Source organism: Streptomyces sp. cg35, assembly GCF_050410835.1.
In the GTDB taxonomy this organism is placed as follows: domain Bacteria; phylum Actinomycetota; class Actinomycetes; order Streptomycetales; family Streptomycetaceae; genus Streptomyces.
In genome coordinates this window covers 7,306,900-7,331,803 of record NZ_CP191268.1, presented here as the reverse complement: position 1 = coordinate 7,331,803, position 24,904 = coordinate 7,306,900, and the positions used below count along the sequence as shown (strand labels likewise).

General features: G+C 70.7%; 22 protein-coding genes and 2 tRNA genes. 7 read left to right on the top strand and 17 right to left on the bottom strand.

The features are described from left to right. Positions 1–39: 39 nt before the first annotated feature. From ACQUQD_RS33585 to pgsA, 3 genes are read right to left on the bottom strand one after another with little or no spacing between them, the layout of a single operon-like run. Complete coding sequence (locus ACQUQD_RS33585) at positions 40–1,200, bottom strand: glycosyltransferase family 4 protein (RefSeq protein ID WP_428955937.1); 1,161 nt, start codon at positions 1,198–1,200, stop codon at positions 40–42. Further along, positions 1,197–2,111, bottom strand: a complete 915-nt coding sequence (locus ACQUQD_RS33580; RefSeq protein WP_428955936.1) for a phosphatidylinositol mannoside acyltransferase — start codon at positions 2,109–2,111, stop codon at positions 1,197–1,199. Before ACQUQD_RS33580 ends, ACQUQD_RS33585 begins: the two co-directional genes overlap by 4 nt. Then, positions 2,108–2,770 (bottom strand): phosphatidylinositol phosphate synthase, encoded by a 663-nt coding sequence (pgsA, locus tag ACQUQD_RS33575; RefSeq protein WP_428955935.1) that lies wholly within the window; start codon positions 2,768–2,770, stop codon positions 2,108–2,110. The genes ACQUQD_RS33580 and pgsA overlap by 4 nt, the downstream gene beginning before the upstream one ends. Before the next feature lie 271 nt (positions 2,771–3,041). On the opposite strand from pgsA, the gene ACQUQD_RS33570 reads away from it, so the two are divergent. Together ACQUQD_RS33570 and ACQUQD_RS33565 are read left to right on the top strand one after the other, a co-directional pair. After that, positions 3,042–5,258 carry an elongation factor G-like protein EF-G2 gene (locus tag ACQUQD_RS33570; protein WP_428955934.1) on the top strand — a complete coding sequence of 739 codons (2,217 nt, stop codon included), beginning with the start codon at positions 3,042–3,044 and terminating at the stop codon, positions 5,256–5,258. Positions 5,259–5,436: 178 nt separating this feature from the next. Next, positions 5,437–7,185 (top strand): hypothetical protein, encoded by a 1,749-nt coding sequence (locus ACQUQD_RS33565; protein ID WP_428955933.1) that lies wholly within the window; start codon positions 5,437–5,439, stop codon positions 7,183–7,185. Here ACQUQD_RS33565 and ACQUQD_RS33560 read toward each other — a convergent pair. Beyond that, entirely contained in the window at positions 7,130–7,813 is a 684-nt protein-coding gene (locus ACQUQD_RS33560) for a YczE/YyaS/YitT family protein (RefSeq protein ID WP_428955932.1), read from the bottom strand. The two genes, ACQUQD_RS33565 and ACQUQD_RS33560, sit on opposite strands and share 56 nt — an antisense overlap. Positions 7,814–7,924: 111 nt before the next feature. On the opposite strand from ACQUQD_RS33560, the gene ACQUQD_RS33555 reads away from it, so the two are divergent. After that, positions 7,925–9,391, top strand: coding sequence for a PLP-dependent aminotransferase family protein (locus ACQUQD_RS33555; protein WP_428955931.1), 1,467 nt, complete (start codon positions 7,925–7,927; stop codon positions 9,389–9,391). Between the two features lie 38 nt (positions 9,392–9,429). On the opposite strand, the gene ACQUQD_RS33550 is transcribed toward ACQUQD_RS33555, so the two are convergent. Continuing rightward, positions 9,430–9,993 (bottom strand): HIT family protein, encoded by a 564-nt coding sequence (locus ACQUQD_RS33550; RefSeq protein ID WP_428955930.1) that lies wholly within the window; start codon positions 9,991–9,993, stop codon positions 9,430–9,432. 67 nt (positions 9,994–10,060) lie between these two features. On the opposite strand from ACQUQD_RS33550, the gene ACQUQD_RS33545 reads away from it, so the two are divergent. Then, the gene (locus tag ACQUQD_RS33545) at positions 10,061–10,753 is read left to right on the top strand and encodes a potassium channel family protein (protein WP_428955929.1); all 693 of its coding nucleotides are present in this window, start codon (positions 10,061–10,063) and stop codon (positions 10,751–10,753) included. Positions 10,754–10,758: 5 nt separating this feature from the next. Here ACQUQD_RS33545 and thrS read toward each other — a convergent pair whose 3' ends face one another. Beyond that, a complete protein-coding gene (gene thrS / locus ACQUQD_RS33540; RefSeq protein ID WP_428955928.1) occupies positions 10,759–12,738 on the bottom strand; it encodes a threonine--tRNA ligase in 1,980 nt (659 codons plus the stop codon). A gap of 136 nt (positions 12,739–12,874) precedes the next feature. Here thrS and ACQUQD_RS33535 point away from each other — a divergent pair, with 136 nt between their 5' ends. Beyond that, entirely contained in the window at positions 12,875–13,411 is a 537-nt protein-coding gene (locus tag ACQUQD_RS33535) for a DinB family protein (RefSeq protein WP_428955927.1), read from the top strand. On the opposite strand, the gene ACQUQD_RS33530 is transcribed toward ACQUQD_RS33535, so the two are convergent. Further along, positions 13,408–14,625, bottom strand: coding sequence for a hypothetical protein (locus tag ACQUQD_RS33530; protein WP_428955926.1), 1,218 nt, complete (start codon positions 14,623–14,625; stop codon positions 13,408–13,410). The two genes, ACQUQD_RS33535 and ACQUQD_RS33530, sit on opposite strands and share 4 nt — an antisense overlap. 43 nt (positions 14,626–14,668) lie before the next feature. After that, on the bottom strand, positions 14,669–15,235 hold the full coding sequence (locus ACQUQD_RS33525; protein WP_428955925.1) for a DUF4365 domain-containing protein: 567 nt from the start codon (positions 15,233–15,235) through the stop codon (positions 14,669–14,671). A gap of 213 nt (positions 15,236–15,448) precedes the next feature. On the opposite strand from ACQUQD_RS33525, the gene ACQUQD_RS33520 reads away from it, so the two are divergent. Beyond that, complete coding sequence (locus tag ACQUQD_RS33520) at positions 15,449–16,174, top strand: 3'-5' exonuclease (RefSeq protein ID WP_428955924.1); 726 nt, start codon at positions 15,449–15,451, stop codon at positions 16,172–16,174. A gap of 75 nt (positions 16,175–16,249) precedes the next feature. Here the strand turns inward: ACQUQD_RS33520 and ACQUQD_RS33515 are convergent. The 9 genes from ACQUQD_RS33515 to ACQUQD_RS33475 form a co-directional block, all read right to left on the bottom strand. Next, positions 16,250–16,321, bottom strand: a tRNA-Val gene (locus ACQUQD_RS33515). Positions 16,322–16,360: 39 nt separating this feature from the next. Next, positions 16,361–16,816, bottom strand: coding sequence for an SRPBCC family protein (locus tag ACQUQD_RS33510; protein WP_428955923.1), 456 nt, complete (start codon positions 16,814–16,816; stop codon positions 16,361–16,363). Between the two features lie 40 nt (positions 16,817–16,856). Then, a complete protein-coding gene (locus ACQUQD_RS33505) occupies positions 16,857–19,649 on the bottom strand; it encodes a Tat pathway signal sequence domain protein (RefSeq protein ID WP_428955922.1) in 2,793 nt (930 codons plus the stop codon). Positions 19,650–19,714: 65 nt separating this feature from the next. Continuing rightward, a complete protein-coding gene (locus ACQUQD_RS33500; protein ID WP_428955921.1) occupies positions 19,715–20,314 on the bottom strand; it encodes a hypothetical protein in 600 nt (199 codons plus the stop codon). Then, a complete protein-coding gene (locus ACQUQD_RS33495) occupies positions 20,311–21,186 on the bottom strand; it encodes a carbohydrate ABC transporter permease (protein ID WP_428955920.1) in 876 nt (291 codons plus the stop codon). The genes ACQUQD_RS33500 and ACQUQD_RS33495 overlap by 4 nt, the downstream gene beginning before the upstream one ends. Beyond that, positions 21,183–22,148, bottom strand: a complete 966-nt coding sequence (locus tag ACQUQD_RS33490; protein WP_428955919.1) for a carbohydrate ABC transporter permease — start codon at positions 22,146–22,148, stop codon at positions 21,183–21,185. The genes ACQUQD_RS33495 and ACQUQD_RS33490 overlap by 4 nt, the downstream gene beginning before the upstream one ends. A 14-nt stretch (positions 22,149–22,162) precedes the next feature. Then, entirely contained in the window at positions 22,163–23,473 is a 1,311-nt protein-coding gene (locus ACQUQD_RS33485; RefSeq protein WP_428955918.1) for an ABC transporter substrate-binding protein, read from the bottom strand. A gap of 189 nt (positions 23,474–23,662) precedes the next feature. Then, a tRNA-Val gene (locus ACQUQD_RS33480) sits at positions 23,663–23,734 on the bottom strand. 61 nt (positions 23,735–23,795) lie between these two features. Further along, the gene (locus ACQUQD_RS33475; RefSeq protein ID WP_428955917.1) at positions 23,796–24,233 is read right to left on the bottom strand and encodes a TIGR02611 family protein; all 438 of its coding nucleotides are present in this window, start codon (positions 24,231–24,233) and stop codon (positions 23,796–23,798) included. A 190-nt stretch (positions 24,234–24,423) separates the two neighbouring features. On the opposite strand from ACQUQD_RS33475, the gene ACQUQD_RS33470 reads away from it, so the two are divergent. Continuing rightward, positions 24,424–24,837 carry an SsgA family sporulation/cell division regulator gene (locus ACQUQD_RS33470; RefSeq protein ID WP_004002642.1) on the top strand — a complete coding sequence of 138 codons (414 nt, stop codon included), beginning with the start codon at positions 24,424–24,426 and terminating at the stop codon, positions 24,835–24,837. The last annotated feature ends 67 nt before the right edge of the window (positions 24,838–24,904 follow it).

The window sequence follows — 24,904 nt, the reverse complement described above, 5'->3', positions numbered from 1 at the left end:
GGTGGCGGACCCCGGCCCCGTGCGCCCCCGTGCGTCCGCTCAGTCCCTGGCCAGGCCGAACCGTGCCCGCAGTCCCGTCCGTTCGTCCGCCGCCACGGCGGCCGCGCCCTGCGCCACCGTCTCGTAGACCGAGAGGATGTCGGCCCCGACGGTCGCCCAGTCGAAGCGGCGGACGTGCTTGCTGCCGCGTTCGCGCAGTTCGGCGCGTCGCTCGGGGTCGGCGAGCAGCCGCAGCGCCGCGCCGGCGAGCGCGTCGGCGTCCTCGTTCGTGAAGAGCTCGCCGGCCGTGCCCTGGTCGAGGACCTGGGCGAAGGCGTCCAGGTCGGAGGCGAGCACCGGGGCGCCCGCCGACATCGCCTCGACGAGGATGATCCCGAAGCTCTCGCCGCCGGTGTTCGGGGCGACGTACACGTCGACGCTGCGCAGCAGCCGTGCCTTGTCCTCGTCGCTGACCATGCCGAGGAACTCGACGCGCTCGCGCATCTCCTTCGGCAGCGACGCGACCGCTTCCTCCTCGTCGCCGCGTCCGGCCACCAGCAGCCGCGTCTGCGGCCGCTCCGCGAGGATCTTCGGCAGCGCCTTCATCAGCACCGGGAGGCCCTTGCGGGGCTCGTCGATGCGTCCGATGAACCCGATGGTGTCGCCCTGCCACTCGGGGTGGGGCTCGGCCCGCGCGAAGAAGTCGACGTCGACGCCGTTCGGGATGACGACCGCGTCGCCGCCCAGGTGTTCCACGAGCGTGCGGCGCGCGTACTCGCTCACCGCGATGCGCGCGCTGATCTTCTCCAGCGCGGGCTGCAGGATCGGGTACGCGGCGATCATGGCGCGCGAGCGGGGGTTGGAGGTGTGGAAGGTCGCGACGATGGGCCCCTGGGCCGCCCAGCACGTCAGCAGTCCGAGCGAGGGCGACGCCGGTTCGTGGATGTGGACGACGTCGAAGGTGCCGTCGTTCAGCCAGCGGCGTACGCGCGCGGCGCTCAGGAAGCCGAAGTTGAGGCGTGCGACCGAGCCGTTGTACGGCACGGGTACCGCGCGGCCCGCCGAGACGACGTAGGGCGGCAGCGGGGTCTCGTCGTCCGCCGGGGCGAGGACGGAGACCTCGTGCCCCAGGGCGATGAGGTGCTCCGCCAGATCGCGGATGTGGAACTGGACGCCGCCCGGCACGTCCCAGGAGTAGGGGCAGACGATTCCGATCCTCACGCCGGCCGCTCCTCGAAGTCGTCCAGGTCGGCGAGCCACAAGCGCTGCAGCATGTGCCAGTCCTCCGGGTGGTCCGCGATCCCTGTGGCGAAGGCATCGGCCAGCGCCTGTGCCATGACAGACGTCTTCTCGGCCCGCGTACCTGTCTCCGGTACCTCGATGGGCGGGTGGACGCGGCCGCGCATGATCGGCGAGGAGTCGTACCAGAGGGTCACCGGCAGCAGCAGCGCGCCGGTCTGCTGGGCGAGCATCGCGGGTCCCGCGGGCATCCGCGTCGTCTCGCCGAAGAACTTCACCTCGACGCCCGAGGACGACAGGTCGCGGTCGGCGACCAGGCAGACGAGGCCGCCCGCGCGCAGCCGCCGGGCCAGCGTCCCGAAGGCGGCGCCGCCGGTGTGCGGCAGCACCTCCATGCCGAGTCCCTCGCGGTACGCCACGAAGCGGTCGTACAGGGTCTCCGGCTTGAGGCGCTCGGCGACGGTCGTGAACGGGGTCTCCAGCTTGGTGGTGACCCAGGCGCCCGCGAGGTCGTAGTTGCCCATGTGGGGCAGGGCGAGAATGACGCCCTTGCCGGAGTCCAGGCCCTCGGTGAGGTGGTGGAGGTCCTTGGGCGAGAAGCCTTCCTTGATGCGCTCCCTGCTCCAGGCGGGGAGCCGGAAGGACTCCATCCAGTAGCGCAGGTAGGAGCGCATGCCGGCCCGGGAGAGCTCGGCGAGCTTCTGGGGCGTCGCGTCGGGGACCACCCGGGCCAGATTCGCCTCCAGGCGGAGCACGCCCTTGCCGCGCTTCTTCCACGCGGCGTCGGCGATGGTCCTGCCCAGGCGCGCCGCGACCGGCTCCGGGAGCTTCTTCACCGTGCCCCAGCCGAGTCCGTACAGCGCGTCGGTCACCCGTTCCTGAAGGCCGCTCACGAGGCGGTCTCCTCCTGGGCGGCGGCCGCCGCGTCGGCCTCGGCGGACTCGCGGCGCACGGTCACCACGCGCTGGATCAGCGTGACGAGGCTGCCCACGGCGACGATCCACAGCGCAACAGGGAGCAGGTACTGGATGCCGGGCACGCCGAACTTGTGCAGACCCGCGAAGCCGGCCGCGACCAGCGAGATGACGAGGCGCTCGGCGCGTTCCACGAGGCCGTTGACCGCGACGGGCAGGCCGATCGATTCGCCCCGTGCCTTCGTGTAGGAGACCACCTGGCCGCTGGCGAGGCAGAAGATCGCCACCGCGCACAGGACGTTGTCGTTCCCGGAGCCCGCGTACCAGAGGGCCAGACCGCCGAAGATGGCGCTGTCCGCGACCCGGTCGAGCGTGGAGTCGAGGAACGCGCCCCAGCGGCTGGAGCGGCCGAGCTGGCGCGCCATGTTGCCGTCCACGAGGTCCGAGAAGACGAACAGCGTGATGACGACCGTGCCCCAGAAGAACTCCCCGCGCGGATAGAAGACCAGCGCGCCCGCCACGACTCCGGCGGTGCCGAGGAGCGTGACCGCGTCGGGGCTGACCCCGCGGCGGATCAAGAACGAGGCGAACGGTGTGAGGACACGCGTGAAGAATGCACGCGCGTACTTGTTCAGCATGGCCTTCCCGAGGGTCGGTGCCGCGCGGCCCCTCTGGCCACCGGCTGGCCCATCGTAGCCACGCACGTACGGGAACGGCCGCCGGGCCACCACGCGCGCGTGCGATCGCGTACGACGTATGGACGCACCGTGACCCGAGTGGAAAGCTCGATGGCACCGCGGGCGTCGCCGAAGCCGCCTCCCAACACGCGGGTTCGCGTGTCCGCTTGCCGTATCTACGGCGTCCCAGCAAGGGCCACCTCACCGTGGAAGCGAACCGGGAGGCAAGGACATGGGCGACAAGGCGAACGGACACCCCGGAGCCGCCGGCAGGGCAGCAGCGGCCGACCATCCCGCGTCCGTACGGAATGTGGTGCTGGTCGGCCACAGCGGATCGGGCAAGACGACTCTGGTGGAGGCCCTCGCGCTGACCGCGGGGGCACTGAACCGGGCGGGCCGGGTCGAGGACGGCACCAGCGTCTCCGACTACGACGAGATCGAGCACCGGCAACAGCGCTCGGTCCAGCTCTCGCTCGTCCCGGTGGAATGGGGCGGATACAAGATCAATCTGCTGGACACCCCCGGCTACGCGGATTTCGTCGGGGAGCTGAGGGCCGGTCTGCGCGCCGCGGACGCGGCCCTTTTCGTCGTCTCGGCGGCGGAGGGGCCCCAGACCACCTCCGGCGCGACACGGATGGTGTGGGAGGAGTGCGCGGCCGTCGGCATGCCGCGGGCGATCGTCATCACGCACCTGGAGGCGGCGCGGGCCGACTTCGAGGAGATGACCCGGGCCTGCGCGCGGGTCTTCGGCGGCGACGACCCCGATGCCGTACTCCCCCTGTACCTGCCGCTGCACGGGCCGCAGGCACCGGACGGGCACGCGCCGGTGACCGGACTGGTCGGGCTGCTCTCGCAGCGCCTGTTCGACTACGCGTCGGGCGAACGCAAGGAGTCGGGCCCCGGCGAGGACCAGCTGCCGCAGATCGAGGAGGCCCGCAACCGGCTCATCGAGGGCATCATCGCGGAGAGCGAGGACGAGACCCTCATGGACCGCTATCTGGGCGGCGAGGACATCGACTTCAAGACGCTGGTCGAGGACCTGGAGCGGGCCGTCGCCCGCGGCGTCTTCCACCCGGTCCTCGCGGCGGCTCCGGCGGCGGAGGGCGCCCGGCAGGGCATCGGCACGGTCGAGCTCCTCGATCTGATCACGGGCGGTTTCCCGACGCCCCTGGAGCGCGAGGCGCCTGCGGTGAGCACGCCCGGCGGCGAGGCGCGGCCGCTCCGGGCCTGCGATCCGGACGGCCCGCTGGTGGCGGAGGTCGTGAAGACCGCGTCCGACCCCTACGTGGGACGGGTCTCCCTCGTACGGGTCTTCTCGGGCACGCTGCGGCCGGACGAGACGGTGCACGTGTCCGGGCACGGGCTGGCGGACCGGGCGCGCGGGGACCGCGCCCTGCACGAGGCGGACGAGCGGATCGGTGCCCTGTCGGCGCCGTTCGGCAAACAGCAGCGCACCCTCACGCACTGCATCGCCGGCGATCTGGCCTGCGTGGCGAAGCTGAACCGGGCGGAGACCGGCGACACCCTCTCGGCGAAGGACGATCCCCTCCTGATGGCGCCGTGGGACATGCCGGATCCGCTGTTGCCGCTCGCGATCCAGGCGCACAGCAAGGCCGACGAGGACAAGTTGTCGCAGGGCCTGTCCCGGCTCGTCGCGGAGGACCCGACGATGCGGCTCGAGCAGAACCAGGACACCCATCAGGTGGTCCTGTGGTGTCTGGGCGAGGCGCACGCGGACGTGGCCCTGGAGCGGCTGCGCAGCCGGTACGGGGTGCAGGTCGACGTCATCGCGCACCGGGTGTCGCTGCGCGAGACGTTCGCGGGCAGGTCGGCGGGGCGGGGCCGGCACGTGAAGCAGTCCGGCGGGCACGGGCAGTACGCGATCTGCGAGATCGAGGTGGAGCCGCTGCCCGGCGGATCCGGTATCGAGTTCGTGGACAAGGTCGTCGGCGGCGCGGTGCCGCGGCAGTTCATCCCGTCCGTCGAGAAGGGCGTACGGGCGCAGGCGGCGCGGGGTGTCGCGGCCGGGTACCCGCTCATCGACGTCCGGGTGACGCTGCTCGACGGCAAGGCGCACTCGGTGGATTCGTCCGACGCGGCGTTCCAGACGGCCGGCGCGCTGGCGCTGCGGGAGGCGGCGGCCGACGCCCGGATCCATCTCCTGGAGCCGGTGGCCGAGGTGCAGGTGCTGGTCGGCGACGACTACGTGGGCGCTGTCATGAGCGATCTGTCCGGGCGCCGCGGCCGCGTCGTCGGGACCGAACAGACGCAGGGCGGGCGCACTCTCGTACGGGCCGAGGTGCCGGAGATCGAGATCGGGCGGTACGCGGTGGATCTGCGGTCGCTGTCGCACGGGACGGCGCGGTTCGACCGCAGTTACGCGCGGCACGAGCCGATGCCGGCGCAGCTGAGCGAGAGGATCCGTGAACAGGCCCAGGACACCGCGTAGTTGAGAAGGGTTCACAAGGGAGGCGTAACGGCCACCGCCGACATCCCGCTTGTCGGAGCGGATGTCGGCGGTGGCCGTTACGCTGGTCGACGATCAGCCGGATCAGGACGATCAACTGATCAACAGGTGTGCGGGGCAGGGAAGTCGGGAAAAGCCGCAGCAGCGACGATGTGCGGTGATGGGGGCGGCAGTGGCGGACGACGCATTCGATTTCAGGCCTGGCGCGCAGGTCCCGCTCCAGGGGTCCGCGGGGCAGACGGCGGCGACCTTCGCCATCGCGTCGGCCGCCTACCGCGACGACCCGGCGGTGAAGATCGAGGACGCCAACAACGAGTGGCACAAGTCCGAGGTGAAGAAGGGGCGATGGTCCCTGTTCGCGCCGAATCTGGGTGAGGCGTTCTCGCGCGCGGTGCAGGTGCGGATGCTGGGCGGCGGGCGCAAGCCGCTCATCCAGTCGTTCGGTACGGAGCCCCAGGTCATCGTCGAGCACTGTCTGGCCGCCAACCGGATCCGGCGCGAGCGGGACAGGCGGCTGACGCTGGTGACCGTGGTGTTCGGCTTCCTGTTCCTGCCCGGATTCCTGCTGTGGCTGGCCGCTTTCCAGATCCGCCGCACGAACAACAACAGGGTGGCGCTGGCGGAGAAGGTGGTCCAGGAGTCCGCCGGCAAGCCGACCGAGGTGCAGAGCGCGGCGAAGAAGGCCGAGCGCAAGGCGCGCAGCCGGGCCGCGCTGGCGACGGCGGCGATGGCCGCGGTCGGCGTCGCCATCGTGATCCTGCTCGTCAAGCTGCCGTTCGACGGCTTCTGGGCCTGGTATCTGCGGGCCTCGTTCGTGGCCCCGCTCATCGGCGGGTTCCTGGCCCGGCGGATCTGCGAGCACAGCGCTCAGGACCTGCGCGACCGGTGGGACGGGCTGCTCTCCGGCGGCGGCATCGGCGCGAAGATCCCAGAGGCGGTGCCCGGCAGCCCGGGCGAGACCGCGGCCGAGCAGCTGCGCCAGAGCCTGGCCAAGCTCTCGGCGGAGCAGCAGTCGAACACGGTCTTCTACGCGGGCCCCAAGGGCATCCTCGGCATGGGCACCCGCTGGGGCAGCTGGCAGCTCGCCGAGGACCTGGTGTCGGGCGAGAAGGACAAGGAGATCCACCCCTTCCGCAGCTGGGACGTCATCCGTGCGATCCACGACCAGCTGCGGCTCATCGAGCGGGGGCCGCTGCACACGGGCGGGTTCCCGACCCCGACGATGAAGCACTGGATCGTCACGCCGATCGGGGAGAACGCGAAGCAGGTGGCCCGCCCCTCGGGCGAGGACGTCGACGCGTTCCAGATCAAGCAGCACGAGATACAGCGGATCTGCAACGAGCAGCAGTTCGGCAGCGGTGACCGCCACTACCTGGGGGTCCAGTTCACGCTCTGGGACGGCCAGTTGGTCATCACGATGCTGATCACGGTGACCGTGCTGCACGAGACGCTGCGCATCGAGGTGACGGGGCACGCGCTCGGTCCGGTCAATTCGCTGTTCACGTCGAAGCCGGAGCCGAAGACCGTGGAGATCGCCAAGTCCGTACGGTTCTGGGAGACCACGGAGAAGACGCTCCCGCTCATCGACGCGGACGAGGTCGTCCGTATCGCGGTCCGCGCTCCCTTCACCTGGTACCCGCCGCTCCTCGACCACCTGGGCGGCAAGCTCGTGCTGCCCGAGCCGTTCGGTCTGCGTCACGTCTGGGCGGACCAGCCCTGGCGGCACCGCTTCATGGCGGACGACGCGCTGCGCACCGCGACCCCGGTGCTGCGGGTGGTGCACGCCGCGGCCATCGGCGTGCTGGAGGACCACGGCGTGGACACGGAGAAGTTCGGCAACCGCTCGGGCGTGCTCAGCGGCCTGGTCCAGGATCCGGCGCCGCGGAAGGCCGACGTGTACGACGCGTAGGCGCGGGCGCGGGGTCCCGGTCCGCCCGGTACGCGCACCACGGCAGGCAGTACTGGGTGACGGCCCCCACCGTCACCGCGTACAGGACCGTGCCGGGGCCCACGGATCCACCCAGCAGCCAGCCCGCCGCCAGGACCACGATCTCGATGGCGGTGCGCACGAGACGCAGGGAGCGGCCCGTGGCGGCCGTGAGTGCGGTCATCAGTCCGTCGCGGGGACCGGGGCCGCAGCGGGCGCCGACGTAGACGGCGACGGAGAGCCCGTTGAGCAGGATGCCGGTGGCGAGCAGGGCGCCGCGGACCGGCGGCGCGGGATGGTCGGGGAGCAGCCACAGGCCGAGGTCAGAGGACCAGCCGACGGTGAGGATGTTGGCGAACGTGCCGAGGGTCGGGCGCTGCCGCAGCGGGATCCACAGCAGCAGGACGGCCGCGCCGACCAGCGTCGTGAGAGTGCCGAAGCTGAGCGAGGTGTGCCGGGCCAGGCCTTCGTTGAGGACGCTCCACGGGCTGAGGCCCAGGCCCGACCGGACCATCAGGGCGAGGCTGATCCCGTACAGGGCCAGGCCCGCGAAGAGCTGGGGCAGGCGGCGCGCGGGGTGTTCGCGCAGCGGGACGTACGTGAGCGGCATGGGGTGACTCCGGGGACGGGCGCCCCGCACCGGGGCACTTTCAAGGCCAATCCCGTCACTCTGTAGATTGACCGGCCCGGATCACACGGCCAATTGCGGGAGAGTGGTTTTGTGGAGATCGCCGACGGCCGGCGCGCGGGGACGCCCCGCACCGTGGGTGCCCGGCAGCTCGCCGCGCTGCTCCCAGATCCCGCGCGGGCGCGTCCCGCCTACCGTCATCTCGCGCACGCCATCGGCGAGTTGATCCTCGACGGACGGCTCGCCCTGCACCTCCGGCTGCCCGCCGAGCGGGAGCTGGCCGGCGCGCTCGGCGTCAGCCGGACGACCGTCACGGCGCTGTACGACCTGCTGCGCGAGAACGGGTTCGCGCACAGCCGCCGGGGCTCCGGCACCTGGACGTCCCTGCCGCAGGGCCGCGCCGCGAAGGGCGTCAGCCGGCTGCTCGCGCCGCAGGACGCCGCGATCGACCTGGCCAGGGCCGCGCCGACGCTGCCCGGCCGGACGCTCGCCGACGCCCTCGCCGAGGTCACGCCGCGGCTGGCCGGGCACGCGGACGGCCCGGGCTACCACCCGTACGGGCTCCCGGAGTTGCGGTCGGCGCTCGCGGCCCGGTTCACGGCCCGCGGCCTGGCCACGACGCCCGAGCAGATCCTGGTGACCGCCGGTGCGCAGCACGCGCTCAGTCTGGTCCTGGGCCTGCTCGCCGGCCCGGGCGACCGGATCATGGTCGAGAACCCGTCGTACCCGAACGCCCTGGAGGCGATGCGCCGCGCCCGGCTGCGCCCCGTGTCCGTACCGGTGACGGACGACAGCGGCTGGGACCTCGGGATCATGGAGTCGACGCTGCGCCGCTCGGTGCCCCGGCTCGCCTATCTGATCCCGGACTTCCACAATCCGACCGGTGCTCTGATGCCGGCGGCCGAGCGGGCCGGGATCCTGGGCGCGGCCGGTCGCAGCGGCACGTGGCTGATCGTCGACGAGACCCTCGCCGAGCTCGCGCTGGACACCACTCCCCCGGCACCGTTCGCCGCGCACGGCCCGGCCGCCCAGGTCGTCACGGTCGGTTCGATGAGCAAGACGCACTGGGCGGGCCTGCGCATCGGCTGGCTGCGCGCTCCCGCCCGGCTCGTCACGGAGCTGGCGGCGCAGCGGGTGGCGACCGACATGGGCGGTTCCGTGGTGGACCAGCTCCTGGCGCTCTCCCTGCTGGCCCGCCAGGGCGATGCGCCGGCCGACCGGCTCGCCCGGCTGCGTGCCCAACGCGCCGCGCTCGCCGAGGCGTTGAGGCAGCACGTCCCGCACTGGACGTGGCGGACGCCGCCCGGCGGGCTGTCCTTCTGGGTCGACCTGGGCGCGAGCGTCGCGTCGGAGTTCGCCGAGCGCGCGCTCGCCCATGGTGTACGGATCGAGAGCGGCGCGTACTTCGCCGCGGACCCGGGCCTGTTCGAGCACCGGCTGCGCATCCCGTACACGCTGCCCGAGGAGACGTTGCGCGAGGCGGTGCAGCGGATGGCCCGCGCCGAGGCCGAGGGGCCCCGGCCGGCGGCCTCAGGCGCGCGGCAGCACTGGATCGCCTGACGCCGCCGGGCCCGCGGAGCCGGTGTCAGGCGCGCTCCTCAGGCGCTCGGCCAGGCCTTGGCCAGCGCGGTGCGCGTGTCCCCGAGCAGCTGCGGCAGCACCTTCGTGTGGCCGACGACCGGCATGAAGTTCGTGTCGCCGCCCCAGCGCGGGACGATGTGCTGGTGCAGGTGGGCGGCGATACCGGCCCCCGCGACGGCGCCCTGGTTCATCCCGATGTTGAAGCCGTGCGCCCCGGACGCGGAGCGCAGCGCGGTCATCGCGAGCTTGGTGAACACGGCGAGCTCGGCGGTCTCCGCCTCGTCGAGGTCCGTGTAGTCGGCGACGTGCCGGTAGGGCAGCACCATCAGGTGCCCGCCGTTGTACGGGTACAGGTTGAGGATCGCGAAGACCCGCTCGCCGCGGGCGACGATCAGGGCGTCCTCGTCGGATTTGCCGGGAGCGGCGCAGAAGGGACAGCCGTCGTCGGCCCCGGGGCCCGTCGGCTTGCCCTCGCCCTGGATGTACGCCATGCGGTGCGGGGTCCACAGACGCCCGAATCCGTCCGGCTCACCCACAGGACCGATCTGCTGCTCCGGCTCACTCGTCATGAAGTGCAGCATATGGCGTCACCTCGGCAGGGCGTGTCGGCGGGGGCCGCCCCTGCCCGGCAGGGGCGATGCTGTCCGGATGACCGACAGTCCTCTCGCCCGCTGGGAGCGGCACAACGGCGTCGTCCTCGCCGTGGCCTCCCTGCTCTACCTCGCTTCGTACGCGATCCGGGTGCTCGGCCACGGCCTGCCGAACGTGGTACGGGACCTGTGCCTGGCGGTGACGTTCGCGGCGTGGGCCGTGTTCCTCGTGGATTACGCGGTGCGCCTGCGGCTGAGCGGGCAGCGCCTGCATCGCTTCCTGCGCACCCACTGGCTGGACACCGTGGTCCTGCTGCTGCCCCTGCTGCGTCCGGTCCGGATCGTGCAGGCCTACGAGACGGTGCAGCGCCACCACGACCAGCCGCGGCTCGCCCTGCACGCCCGGGTGATCACGTACGCGGGCGTCTCGGTGACGCTGCTCGGCTTCGCGGGGTCGCTCGCCCTGTACCAGCAGGAGCACGCGGCGCCGGGCGCGGACATCGTCACGTACGGCGACTCGGTGTGGTTCACCTGCACGACCCTGTCGACGGTGGGCTACGGCGATCTGGCGCCGGTGACCCCGCTCGGCCGGCTGGTGTCGGTGGGCGTGATGGCCTGTGGGCTCGCCCTGCTCGGCGCGGTGACCGGCACGTTCTCGTCGTGGCTGCTGCAGGTCTTCGCGCGGGAAGGGGAGAGGCCCCCGGAGAGCTCGGAAAGCTCTTCGGGGGCCTCTCGCCACGACGGTGACTGACGGCGTCAGACCTGCGCCCGCTCCTCGACGACCTTCGCGATCTTCGCGATGGCCTCGTCGACCGGGATGCCGTTCTCCTGCGAGCCGTCGCGGTAGCGGAAGGACACCGAACCGGCGTTCATGTCCTCGTCGCCCGCGATGACCATGAAGGGCACCTTGGCCTTCTGCTGGTTGCGGATCTTCTTCTGCATGCGGTCCGAGGACGCGTCGACCTCGACCCGCAGGCCCTGGGCGCGGGCCTTCTCGGCGAACGCCTCCAGGTACGGGATGTGCGCGTCGCCGATCGGGATGCCGACGGCCTGGACCGGGGCGAGCCAGGCCGGGAAGGCGCCCGCGTAGTGCTCGAGCAGCACACCGAAGAACCGCTCGATCGAGCCGAACAGGGCACGGTGCAGCATGACGGGCTGCTGGCGCGAGCCGTCCGCCGCGGTGTACTCCAGGCCGAACCGCTTGGGCTGGTTGAAGTCGACCTGGAGGGTCGACATCTGCCAGGACCGGCCGATCGCGTCCTTGGCCTGGACGGAGATCTTCGGGCCGTAGTAGGCGGCGCCGCCCGGGTCGGGCACGAGCGGCAGGTTCTGCTTCTCGGCGGCCTGGCGCAGGGCCTCGGTGGCCTCGGCCCAGTCCTCGTCGGTACCGATGAACTTGTCGGAGTCGTCGCGGGTGGACAGCTCCAGCTCGAACTCGGTCAGGCCGTAGTCGCGCAGCAGGTCGAGCACGAAGGTCAGGAGCGTGTCGAGCTCCTGCGGCATCTGCTCCTTGGTGCAGTAGATGTGCGAGTCGTCCTGGGTGAAGCCGCGCGAGCGGGTCAGGCCGTGCACGACGCCCGACTTCTCGTACCGGTACACGGTGCCGAACTCGAAGAGCCGCAGCGGCAGTTCACGGTAGGAACGCCCTCGGGACTTGAAGATCAGGTTGTGCATCGGGCAGTTCATCGCCTTGAGGCGGTAGTTCTGCTCGTCGAACTGGATGGGCGGGAACATGCCGTCCGCGTAGTGCGGCAGGTGACCCGAGATCTCGAAGAGGTGCTCCTTCGAGATGTGCGGGGTGTTCACGAACTCGTAGCCGGAGACCTCGTGGCGGCGCCGCGAGTAGTCCTCCATGACCTTGCGGATCACGCCGCCCTTGGGGTGGAAGACCGCGAGGCCCGGGCCGAGCTCCTCCGGGAAGGAGAACAGGTCGAGCTCGGCGCCCAGCTTGCGGTGGTCGCGCTTCTCGGCCTCGACGAGGAAGTCGAGGTACGCCTTCAGCTCGTCCTTGGTCGGCCAGGCGGTGCCGTAGATCCGCTGGAGCTGCGGGTTCTTCTCGCTGCCGCGCCAGTACGCGGCGGCGGAGCGCATCAGCTTGAACGCCGGGATGTTCCGGGTGGTGGGCAGGTGGGGACCGCGGCAGAGGTCCTTCCAGCACAGGTCGCCGGTCTTGGCGTCGAGGTTGTCGTAGATGGTCAGCTCGCCGCTGCCCACCTCGGCGTCGGCGCCGTCGGCGGCCTGCGCAGCGTTGCCCTTGAGGCCGATGAGCTCCAGCTTGTAGGGCTCGTCGGCGAGCTCGACGCGCGCGTCGTCGTCGGTGGTCACGCGGCGCGAGAAGCGCTGCCCCCGCTTCTGGATCTCCTGCATCTTCTTCTCGATGCGCTTGATGTCCTCGGGGGTGAACGGCTCCTTGACGTCGAAGTCGTAGTAGAAGCCGTCCTTGATGGGCGGGCCGATGCCGAGCTTGGCGTCCGGGAACAGCTCCTGGACGGCCTGCGCCATCACGTGCGCGGTGGAGTGCCGCAGGATGTTGAGACCGTCCTCGGAGGAGATCTCGACGGGCTCGACCTCCTCGCCGTCCTGCACGGCGTACGCGAGGTCCTTCAGCTCGCCGCCCACGCGGGCCGCGACGATGCTGCGCTCACCGGCGAAGAGCTCGGCGGCCGTAGTGCCCGGCGTCACCACGCGCTCTTCCCGCTCGGAATCGCGTTGGATGATCACACGGACGTCAGACACCGGTCTTCTCCTACCTGAAGATGGAACGCCGCGCCATTACCTGTGACGCGTGCAGAAGCGATCGTACCGAGTCACCGGGACCGCTCGCGAAACGGTTAACGGGCACCCCTCCGAGGCCGGGCCTAGCGTGGAGCGCATGGCACTCGACTGGAACACGCTCCTCGCCGACCAGCTCGACTGGCACTGGCGGCACCAGCTGCGCCCGCGCCTGGCCGGCCTCACCGACGACGAGTACTTCTGGCAGCCCGTACCGGACTGCTGGACCGTGTACCCCGGCCCCGGTCAGGACCGTCCCGCCATCGACTGGGCCTATCCGCCGCCGGTCCCGGCGCCGGTGACGACGATCGCCTGGCGCATCGGGCACATCCTGGTCGGCGTGCTCGGCATGCGCAGCGCCGCGCATTTCGGCGGGCCTCCCGTGGACTACGGGACGTACGCGTATCCGGGCACGGCCGCCGAGGCGCTCGACCGGCTCGACGCGGCGTACGCGGTGTGGATGACCGGGGTGCGCCGGCTCGGTGAGGACGGGCTGGCGCGGCCGTGCGGCCCGGCCGAGGGCCCGTACGCGAAGGAGCCGCTGGCCACGCTCGTGCTGCACATCCACCGCGAGACGATCCACCACGGCGCGGAGATCGCCCTGCTCAGGGACCTGTACGTGCACAAGTTCGGCTAGTCGTCGCCCGCGCACGCCTCTTCGAAGAAGTCCAGGTTCTCCTGGAGCGACTTCATCAGGCGGTCCCGCTCGGCCTCTTCCACCTGCACCGGTACGACTCCGGTGGCGCCGGTGAGCCGCCGGAAGCCGCCCCGGCTCTCCAGCCGCCCGTGCACCCGGATCGGCAGGCCCACCAGGTGCGCGTGGCCCGCTATCCGGTACGCCTCCTCGTCCAGCGTCAGCCGGACGTGCGGGACCTCGGCGCCGGCGATGACGCGCAGCCGCACCGTGCCCTCGCCGCGCGGGCCGGTCCTGCGCAGCCGCTCGACGGTGCCGGTGATCCGGACGGAGACCGCGGGTTCGGCGTGCAGGTAGCGGGCGCCGGCCTCGCGGAGCACGTCCAGGTCGCCGGGTGAGAACTCGACGGGCGCGTCCCCGTCGGTGCACTCCTCGGGCACTCCGGCGGCGGGCGCCCAGGCGACGGCGACCCGGGCGCCCTCGGTGCCGCGCACCAGGGCGACCAGCGCCTCGGTCAGTTCGTGGCTGACGCCTGCCTCGACGGCGCCGTCGAACGCGTCCATGCCGCCGGTGGCCCGCCGGTAGTCGATGGCCTCGCGCACCGCGTACAGCGCCTGGTGCAGCCGGACCGCGAGGGTGCGTCCGGCGGCGACCGGTACGAACGCGGTGAGCCTGCGGCCGCCGGGTGCCGTCTGCACCAGTACGTTCTCCAGGGCCGCGGCGGCAGGCCGACGGTGCCGGGCCCCGTAGTACCCGGCGCGTCCGCGGGCGGCGAGGGCCCCGGCGAGCAGCATCCGCCGCGCGGCGGACCGCAGTTGCTCCTCGGCGGTCCAGGACGAGGCGCCGCCCGGCCCTTCGGGCACGTCCCGCCACCACCGGATCTCGTCGCTGGGCACGGCGAGCGAGATCAGGACCTCGCGGGCGGACGGGGCGCCGCTGCGCTCCAGGGCCAGGAGCGCCTCGCCGAGCAGGTCCTCGCTGTCCGGGAAGGTCCGGTTCTCCGGCACGAGCAGGCTGGTCCGGGCGCCGGAGCCCGGCAGGGTCCAGCGCGCGTACCGTCCCGCGGCGCCCCCGCGGCGCTGCCAGCCGTGCCGGTCGAGCAGGGCGCCGAGGACGGCCGGGTCGACCTGTCCCGGCTCGGGTCCCGGGAGGTCGACGGGGTGCGCGCGGGCCGCGCCGAGGGAACGCAGGGGCTCGCCGCTCGACCGGTGCTGCATGTCGTAACTCCCTTCCGGGCCAGCCGACGTGACCGGTGACCGGTCAGGGCCGCCCGCCCGTCCCGACCCGGTTCATGATCTCGCAGAGCGCGCGGTCGTCGAAGATCCGCGAGGTCGGGACGCGCACGGTGGTCCTGCGCCGGCCGGTGACCGGCTGGCCGGCGAGATTGGTCCAGTAGCAGCAGTGCCGCAGGTCGAGCCGGTCGTGGCTGGCGCGCAGCCAGTCGTCCTGGGAGCGCGGCACGAGCATCACGACGAGGATCTTGTGCACCGAGACCGGGGTTCTGGCGAGCTTCTCCAGGTGTGCGTTGTCGAGCGTGAAGGAGAAGGACGGGCCCCGTGGGTTCGGGGGGATCTGGTACGTCGCTTTGAGCTGCACCTTGATGGTGACCTCGTCGTCCACCGTGTGCCCGGGGGCGCTGTGGCTGACGTGCCAGTCGATGCCGTTGTCGGGAAAGGGCTGCGAGAGCGAGCATCCGGCCGCCGCGGCCACGGCGTGCAGATAGCCCACCTGCAGTGTCTCCATGCAGGCAGTGGTGGCGAGTGTGCCGCGCGACGGTGCGATCCGCCCGGGCAGCAGCCCACCCTGTTCGGGCCGCGCGAGCGCCATGGTCCAACTGGCCTTTCAGAAAGGTGAATCCCCGTGGAGATCAAGAATTTGATCAAGCCGGAGTCAATGGCACCCCGCTGAACTGCCATGACTCGTATCTGTGTTGTCACCGCTCCGCGTAGGGCGCAAACGGCCCGGGTATCACCGGGTGGGGCAGGAGACGCAAAACGACGGGACGTCATCTGCCGGGCGTGAACAGGGAGTTGCATTGTCATGACGTGCTGGTACGAGGGCCCCCTTGCCGCCTTCGACACAGAGACGACCGGCGTGGACGTGGAGACCGACCGCATCGTGTCGGCGGCGATCGTGGTGCAGGACGCGCCGGGCACGCGGCCGCGGGTGACGCGCTGGCTGGTGAACCCGGGTGTCCCGGTGCCGCCCGGGGCGACGGACGTCCACGGTCTGACCGATGAGCATCTGCAGCGCAACGGCCGCTGGCCGGCGCCGGTGATGGAGGAGATAGGCCGCGAGCTGGCGGAGCAGGCGGCGACCGGCCGGCCGCTGGTGATCATGAACGCGCCGTTCGATCTGACCATGCTGGACCGGGAGTTGAAGCGTCATCGCGCTTCGTCGCTGGCCCGCTATCTGGAGAGTTACTCGCTCTGCGTCCTGGATCCGCGGGTCCTCGACAAGCACCTGGACCGCTACCGCAAGGGCCGTCGCACGCTGACGGATCTGTGTGCGCACTACGAGGTGGAGCTGGCGGAGGCGCACGACGCGGCGGCGGACGCACAGGCGGCGCTCGACGTGGTCCGCGCGGTGGGCCGTCGTTTCGCGGCCCGCCTGGAGCGCCTCTCCCCCGCCGAGCTGCACACGCTCCAGGCGGTCTGGCACGCGGCGCAGGCGCGCGGTCTCCAGGCGTGGTTCGCGCGCTCCGGCACTCCGGAGCAGGTGGACCCGGCGTGGCCGCTGCGGCCGGAACTTCCGGCGGCGGCTTGATCGTTCCCCCGCTGGGGGCCCGACAAGCAGAAACGAAAAACCGGCCCGTCTCTCGACGGACCGGTCATTTCCGGGTGGGCGATACTGGGTTCGAACCAGTGACCTCTTCGGTGTGAACGAAGCGCTCTCCCACTGAGCTAATCGCCCGGGAACGGGTTGAACAATACAGGGCGCGGCGGGCTGTGTTCAAACCGGTTGCAGGTGGGCCAGCAGACCGCGCCGTCCGCCGCGCATCATCCACCGGTGGTTGGCGCGGAAGACGGGCCTGCCGAGGACGGCGAAGCGGCGCATCAGGGGTTTGCGCACCTCCACCTCCTGGTCGTAGACCGCGCGTGTGCCGCCGCCGCGTGAGCTGACCGTCCACCGGGCCCAGCCGTCGAGGTCTCCGCTCATGGCGATCTCCAGGACCCCGGCGGCCGGGTCCCGGTGTGTCTCGCGGGCCGTGATCGTGAGCTCGTACGGCAGGAAGGACCGGAACACGGCGACGCCGCTGGTGGTGTCCAGCGGCGCCACCGAGCGGACCTGCGGCCACCACGCCGGGTACTCCTCGGCCCGTTCCAGGACCGCGTACACGGTGGCCGGTGGTGCGGGCAGGTCCCAGACGCTGCGGAAGCGGTAGTGGCTCAGGGCGCTCCAGTCCATGGCCCGAGTCTGCCCGGGCGGCGCTCGCTTCTCGTGGACGTCAGGGCATTTTGTCCCCGATCAGTGCCAGGTTCTCGATGGCGGCGAGGCCGTAGAGGGCGGTGTCGTTGGTGGAGATCCAGTTCGCCTCGGCGCCGGCGACGAGGGTGACGGGGCCGTCGGTCTTCTCCGTCTTCCACGGGGAGGATTCGGTGTAGCCGTCGCTCTTGTAGAACTTCTCCCAGGCGCGCCGGGCGAGCTTGTCGTCGCCGGTGCGCACGGCGGCGTACGCGTCGAGGCGCGAGTGGCCCTGGAAGAGGATGAGGGACCCGAAGTCCGACCCGTACCGCGCCTTCTGCTCCGCCTTGGTGGCGTTGAAGTAGCGGCAGTAGTCGTAGTACGCCTCCTCGAACTCCGGCATGTCGACGAGGTCGATCAGTTCCGCGCACAGCTCGTTCAGGCCGAAGACGGCCGACAGGTGCGAGACGCCGACGACCGGCTCGTCGGCGATCGCGAACCTGCCGGTGTCGAGGTCGTAGAGTCCGCTGCCCTGCACGAATCCGTTGGGCTGTGCGGCGATGGTCTCCATGGTCGACAGGACTCTGGCCCGGGCCTTCTCCCACTGGGGTCCGCGCCGCTCCCACTCGGTGAGCCAGGCCGAGACGAGGCCGCTCCAGTCGGTGCCGAAGCCGATGGACAGGGCGTGCGGGTCGGGCTCGTAGTCGGGGTCGGGGCGGACCTTGCGCTGCGGGTCGAGCACGAGGAAGGTCTCGTCGGAGTCGATGTTGGCGTGCATGAGGTCGCCGACGCGTTCGTCGCCGGTGAGGAAGTAGTAGTAGCGGCGGTACGTGGTGTTGGCGATGCGCTGCTGCTTCGCGGAGTCGGCGTAGTGCTGGACGCCGTGGCGGGTGCCGAGCCCGGCCCACGTGCCGAGGTGGTAGACGTCGACCTCGCCGGTGTGGCGGGTCATGGCCTCGGCGAAGCGGAAGATGTCGGCGCGTCCGCTGCGCAGGTACGCGAACCAGAGCCAGAGGTCGGGCGAGAGCTCGGAGTTGTCCCAGGCGTAGCCGCCGACGTCGTAGCGCCATTGGTGCCGTGCGGTGTCGTAGGAGTGCATCACGTCGCCGTAGTCCCAGAAGCCGTACCAGCGCCGCATCTCCACCTGGTCCTTGTAGTAGGTGAAGAGGAAGTCGAGGTGGTCCTCGATCCTGGCCTTGGCGGGTGTGGAGCGGTCCGGCTCGGAGTAGAGGCCGGGGCCGAAGACCTTCGCCTCGATGAGCTGCCGAGGCGGTGCGGCGAGCTGGGGCAGCACGCGGACGGCCTCGACCTGCTGGGCGAGGACCTCGGGCTTCGGTGTCGACTCGTTGGCCCAGAACATCAGCTCGCTGGTGCGGGCGATTCCGTAGGGCGTGCCGAACTCGGGCTCGTAGTCCTCGTAGGTGATGTTGAGGCCTTCGAGCTGTTCCGCGTACGTGTCCTGGCCCATGCCGTCGTGGTAGAAGCGCAGGTCCATCGGCTGGGCCTCGGGCGACCACAGCCACAGGGTGACCTCGGCCTCGTCGGTGTGCGCGGCGCGGATGTCGAGGCCGGCCGGGTGCTTCTCCCAGAAGTCCCGGATTCCGAAGGAGAGTCCGCCGCTCGGGCCGCCGAGGTACCCGAATCCGCTGGCGCGGCGTCCGCCGCCCGCGGCGATCCAGCCGTGTCCCTTCTTGGTCCGCTTGCGCAGGGTGAAGCCGTCGGCGGACAGCTGGGAGAGGGTGTAGTCGCCCCATTCGGGGATGTAGCGGAGTCGCGTCGTGACGCGCTGGTCCCAGGTCGAGGGGTCGGGCAGTTTCTCGCCCGCGAACTGGGCGGCCTGCACGGCGGCGCCGGGGTCGCGGCGCAGGCCGGTGATGCCCTGGACGGCTTCCCGCAGCAGTCCGGTGTCCTCGCCGCCGATGCGGATGTGCCGGTCGTACGGGGCGTCGCGCATCGGCACGGTGAAGCGGACGCCGAGCCCGCGGACGAAGTCGCCGGAGGTCTTGCCGGGTTCCTGGGTGCCGTCGTAGGTGAGGGTGTGGACCATGCGGAAGGAGTCGGCGCCCGCGTAGAAGTAGAGGCGGACCGAGAACGGCAGCCAGCTGCGGCTTCCCTTGCGGTGTTTGCCGTCGATGCGGACGACGGCGCGCACCGGGCCGTCCTGTTCGACCTTCGTCTTTTCGATGACGCTCTCGAAGCGTTCGTACGTGTCGGTTCCCTGGTCGCCGTCCTCGATCTCGCCCTGGCGCAGCAGTACGAGCCGGCCGTGCTTGGCGATCTCGGTGGAGCCGCGGGTCACGCTCTTGACGAGGGTGGATCCGCTCGTGCCGAGGCGGGCGGTGATGACTCCGGTGTCGACGGTGACGGCTCCGCCGTGCGTGGCGACGGTGACCTTCTTGTCGGGCGCGGCGGGGCTCCCGGCCGCCAGCGTGAGCGTGCCGTTCCCTGCGTCGGGGCCGACGGCGTGCGCGGTCCACTTCAGGGAGCCGTCCGGCCATTGCGCGAGCGGCCAGGTCTGGACGGGGACCCGGGTGCCGTCGTCGGTGCTGAGCGTGAACTCCTGGTCCTTCTCGTACGCGCCCTTCGGCCAGGGCACGCCGACGGTGGAGCCGGGGGCGGCGCCGAGCCCGCCGTCCTCCAGCCAGCCGAGCGTGACGGGTCGGGCCTCGGCGGCCGGGGCGTTCGGCGCGGCCTGCGCCTCCTTGCTGCCGAGTGCCCAGCCGAACTGGGCGGCGGCACCGGCCGCCGCGGCGGCTCTGAGGAGGGCTCTGCGGGGAAACCCTGGGGGGACACCCGGGGAGGCACCTGGGGAGACACCTCGGGAGACAGGGGACATCGTCGTTCCTTTCCGTGCATGCCAAAGGTGCTGTACGAGAAGGGGGTCGAGCGGGGTGCGGGGGTTCAGCGGGCCCGGCCGCGCTCCTCGACGGCGACGGCCGCCGCGGCGAGGACGCCGAGCGCCGGTACGGCGAGCGGGGCGAGGAACCCGGCGCACAGGACCACGACCGCGAGGCCGCACACGAGCAGGAGCGATCCGGCGGGGGCCCGGACGGTGCGCCGGGCGGCGGCGCCGAGCAGGGGCCGCCAGTGCGCTCCGGGTTCCCAGACGGCGGCGGCGCGCAGGACGGTCACGGCGGCGCCGAGCAGGGCGAGGACGCCCACGGCGGCGGCGAGCCGGCCGCCGGGGAGTCCGGTGTGCGCGACCTCCAGATCGATCCGGACGGCGGCGCAGGCCGCGGCCCCGGCGAGTCCGACGAGCCATCCGCGCCGGGCGGCGACGCGGAGGTCGGCCGCGAACTCCCTTCGGCCGCCGCTCTGTTGGCCCAGATACCGGCGCAGGTGCCGGGACCCTGCGGCGAACGCGGCCGGCGCGGTGACGACGGGCACGGACGCGAGCGCGATCCACACCCCGGTCAGCAGGCACTCGGCGAAGACGCCGAACCGGACGCGCCGGCGCGACTCGGTGAACGGTGGCTTCGAGGGCGTACGGGTGTGGCTCATCCTTTGAGTCCCGAGGTCGCCATGCCGTCGATCAGATACCGCTGGAAGGCGGCGAAGAACGCGATGACGGGGATCAGGGCGACCAGGGACATCGCGATCTGGCCGCCGTAGTTGGAGATGCCTTCCTGGTCCCGGAACATCATCAGGCCGAGCGAGACGGTGTATTTGTCAGGGCTGTTGAGGTAGATGAGCGGCCCCATGAAGTCGTTCCACGCGTTGATGAAGGTGAAGATGGCGCTGGTGATGATCGCGGGGCGGCTCAGGGGCAGCACGATGGACCAGTAGGTCCGCAGGTGTCCGCAGCCGTCGAGCTTGGCGGCCTCGTCGAGTTCCCTGGGCAGGCCGCGCATGAACTGGACCATCAGGAAGACGAAGAACGCCTCCGTGGCCAGGAACTTTCCGGCGACGAGCGGCACGAAGGTGTCGATGTAGCCGAGCTTGCGGAACATCACGTACTGCGGGATGAGCAGGACGTGGTACGGCAGCAGCAGGGTGCCGATCATCAGCGTGAACAGCAGGTTCCGTCCGGCGAAGCGGATCTTGGCGAAGGCGTACGCGGTCAGCGAGCTGGAGAGCACGACGCCGGTCACGGCGAGGACCGCGTAGGTCAGCGAGTTGACGAAGAAGCTGCTGATCGAGATGCCGGAGATGCCGTCGGCGAGCCCGGAGAAGTTCGCGAGGACCGGGCTCGCGGGGAACAGGTCGAGGCTCCCGACGATGTCCTTGCTCGGCTTGAAGGACGCGCCGAGCACCCAGATCACCGGGTAGAGGACGACCGCGAGGACGACGAGCGCGCCGACGTGCCAGACGGCGGAGCCGGTGCGCCGGCGCTCGCTCGGGGTGCGCACGACAGGGCTGGTGGCACTGGTCACTTGGCGGCCTCCGTGCTGTCGTCGTAGTGCACCCACTTCTTCTGCGACCAGAACAGGACCGCCGTGACGAGCGCCACCGCGATCACGAGCGTCCAGGCCATCGCGGAGGCGAAGCCCATCTGGGACTCCTTGAAGCCCTTTTGGTAGAGGTAGCAGGTGTAGACGAGCGTGGCGTCGGCCGGCCCGCACTGTGTGTTGGAGACGACGTACGCGGACCCGAAGACCTGGAACGCGTGGATCGACTCCAGCAGGACGTTGAAGAAGAGCACCGGGGAGATCATCGGCAGCGTGACGTTCCAGAACCGGCGCAGCGGTCCGGCCCCGTCCATCTCGGCGGCCTCGTACAGTTCCTGCGGGACCTGCTTGAGCCCGGCGAGGAAGATGACCATGGGTGCGCCGAACTGCCAGATGCTCAGGGCGGCCAGGGCGTAGAGCACGTAGTCCGGGTTGCCGATCCAGCCGCCCACGTCCAGGCCGAGAATGCTCTGCGTACGGTCCACGACGGCGTCGTCGGAGAACAGTGCCCGCCATACGAAGCCGACGGACACACTTGCGCCGATGAGCGAGGGCAGGTAGAACGCGGCCCGGTACAGGCTCTGGCCGCGCCTCTTCTGCGCGAGCAGCAGCGCCACACCGAGCGCGAGCAGCAGTTTCAGCGGGGTGGCCACCACGACGTACTTCAGGGTCACCTGCACCGACTTCTGCCAGCGCGGGTCCTGGAACATGGTGGTGAAGTTGTCCAGGCCGACCCACCGCGGGGGCGTGAACAGGTTGTAGCTGGTGAAGGCGTAGTACAGCGAGGCGATCATGGGCCCCGCGGTGAGCAGGACGAAGCCCGCGATCCACGGGGACATGAAGAGATAGCCGGCGAGGTTCTCGCGGCGCCGTCCGCCGCGCCCGGCGTGGGGCGCGGCGGGCCGCTTCCCTGCCGGGCGTGCGGGCGCTTCCTTGACGAGGGTCATGGCGGTAGGTCCCCTCAGCCCGCGAACGCGGCCTTGGCCTCGCCGAAGAACTGCTGGGCGGCGGCGGCCGGCTTGGTCTTGCCGTGGGCGACCTCGCCGCCGATGCGCAGGAAGGCGGCCTCGACGACATCGGTGCCGGAGGGCTGCGGGGTCATCTTGCCGAGCACGCCGGCCCGGGAGACCTCCGTCTCGTAGGCGGCGACGGCCTTGTTGGTCGCGTCCGTCGGCCGGTACGCCTCGAACTGTTCGGTGGTCGCGAGGATGCCGCGGTCGTAGCCCATGATCGTGCCGACCTCGGGGTCGTGGACCATGAAGTCGATGAACCGGGCGGCTTCCTCGGGGTGCTCGGTCCCGCTGAAGGCGCTGAGCATCAGCGAGGACAGGTACTGGCCGGTCTGCTGGCCGTCCGTGGTGGGGATCGGTACGAGTCCGTAGTCGGAGTCGCCCTCTCCCTCGTACCGGACGGAGAAGTTGTCCCAGGTGAACTCGGAGGCGGCGATCCCCTTGGACAGGCCGGAGGCGGGCTTCACCTGGTCGATCTTGTTCGGGTCGGCGACGAGCCCGGACTTCACCCGGCGGTAGCCGTCCTCCCACCACTGCGTCAGATCCGCTTCGGTGAAACCGAGTCCGGTCCCGGTGAAGAATGCCTTGCCGTTCTGACGGAGGACCAGGTCGTACATGTACATCACGCCGAAGTAGCCGGTGTCACCGGCGATCTTCTGGGTGTCGTGGATCTTCTGCAGCGCCTTCCAGTACTCGTCCCAGGTCCAGCCGAACTTCGGGTCCACGCCCGCCTTCTTGAAGACCTTGAGGTCGACGACCAGTGACATGGTGTTGGCGCCGACGGGTATCCCGACCTGCTTTCCGCCGTCCACCTGACCGGACGTCAGGACTCCGTCGCGGAAGTTCTTGAGGCTCAGATTCCCGGCGTCCGCCTGGGACTTGAGATCCATCAGAACACCGCGCTTGTCGTACTTGCGCAGGAAGGCGACCGAATTCTGGAAAACATCCGGTGGATTGCCACCGGAAGCCTGCGTCTGGAACTTCTCCCAGAAGGCCTCGTAGTCGGTGAATTCGGGCTTGATCTTGATTTTCGGGTTCTTCTTCTCGAAGAGCGCGATCGTCTTCTTGATCGCGATCGCCCGCGGCTCCCCGCCCCACCATGCGTACCGAAGAGTCACCGGGCCGTCGGACGACCCGCTCCCGCCACCGCAGCCGGCCGCCGTCAGACCGAGCGCCGCGAGCGACCCTCCCGCGACCTTCAGCAGGCCACGCCGGTCGAGATCCCTGTTCGTAGGCACAGTTCGCCCCTCCACCCCACGCATTGAATCGTTTTAGGCAAGCGCTTGCCGGGCCAAAGTAGAGAGGAGCTGGGGGTGCGTCAACGGTTCGGACAAGAATTGCATCGAAGCGCTTCGAAAGTGCGGCGCGCGAGGCGCCCTGAACCGTTGCATGGGAACGCGAGAACGCCGAGAGCCCCGGAGACTCGATGTCTCCGGGGCTCTCGGTCCGGGTGGGCGATACTGGGTTCGAACCAGTGACCTCTTCGGTGTGAACGAAGCGCTCTCCCACTGAGCTAATCGCCCGGGCGCAGGAAGAACATTACCCCATGTCAGGGGGTGCCTGAGACCATCCCGCGCCCCGCGCTCACTGCTTGATGTTCCAGGGCATCTCGAGCCCGAACTTCCACACGTAGACCCCCACCAGCACCGCGATGACGACCAGGCCGATCGTGGTCAGGATGATGTTCCGCCGGCGCACCTTGGGGTCGAGGGCGCGCTGCGTGGCCTCCGTGACCTTGCGCTTCGTCCAGCGCAGCACCAGCTGGGCCCAGACGAACTCGGTCGCCCAGATCGCCATGCCCCCGAAGATCACCAGCCAGCCGGGGCCCGGCAGCGGCAGCATGATGATGCCCGCGACCACGACCGCGAGCCCCACGATGAAGACGCCGACCTGCCAGCTCAGGTGCAGGGTCCTGCGCGCCTGGATGAACTCCGGCGCTCGCGAGCCCAGCGGCCTGGCCCCGGATGCGGTCTCGTCGGCACCGGCGACCGCGCCGGCCGCCTCGTCACTCCCCGTATTCATGGGCCCAAACCTACCGGACTCATTCCCGTCACCGGAATGGCCGTTCCCCTACAAGAAAGACTCGGCCGTACGAGCTACCTAAAGACGCCCAAAACACTCAGAGGGGTTTACAACGGCACCGTAGGTGGCATGTCGATTTCGCCGACGTGCGAATCCCCGAGCGCACACTGAGCGAAAGGCCCTGGCGCTTATGAACACCACGGTCAGCTGCGAGCTGCACCTGCGCCTCGTTGTGTCGAGCGAGTCCTCACTGCCTGTACCCGCAGGACTGCGGTATGACACGGCCGATCCGTATGCCGTGCACGCCACCTTCCACACCGGAGCGGAGGAAACCGTCGAATGGGTTTTCGCCCGCGACCTCCTCGCCGAAGGCCTCCACCGGCCGACCGGTACCGGTGACGTCCGAGTCTGGCCGTCCCGCAGCCATGGCCAGGGCGTCGTCTGCATCGCCCTGAGCTCCCCCGAGGGCGAAGCTCTCCTCGAGGCCCCGGCACGGGCCCTGGAGTCGTTCCTCAAGCGGACGGACGCGGCTGTGCCCCCGGGCACGGAGCACCGTCACTTCGACCTCGACCAGGAGCTCTCGCACATCCTCGCGGAAAGCTAGTCGCGCAGGAGGCCCGCGCCGGCAGCCGGTCGGCGTGAGCGGGACGAGGGCGCCTTCGCGCCGTCCA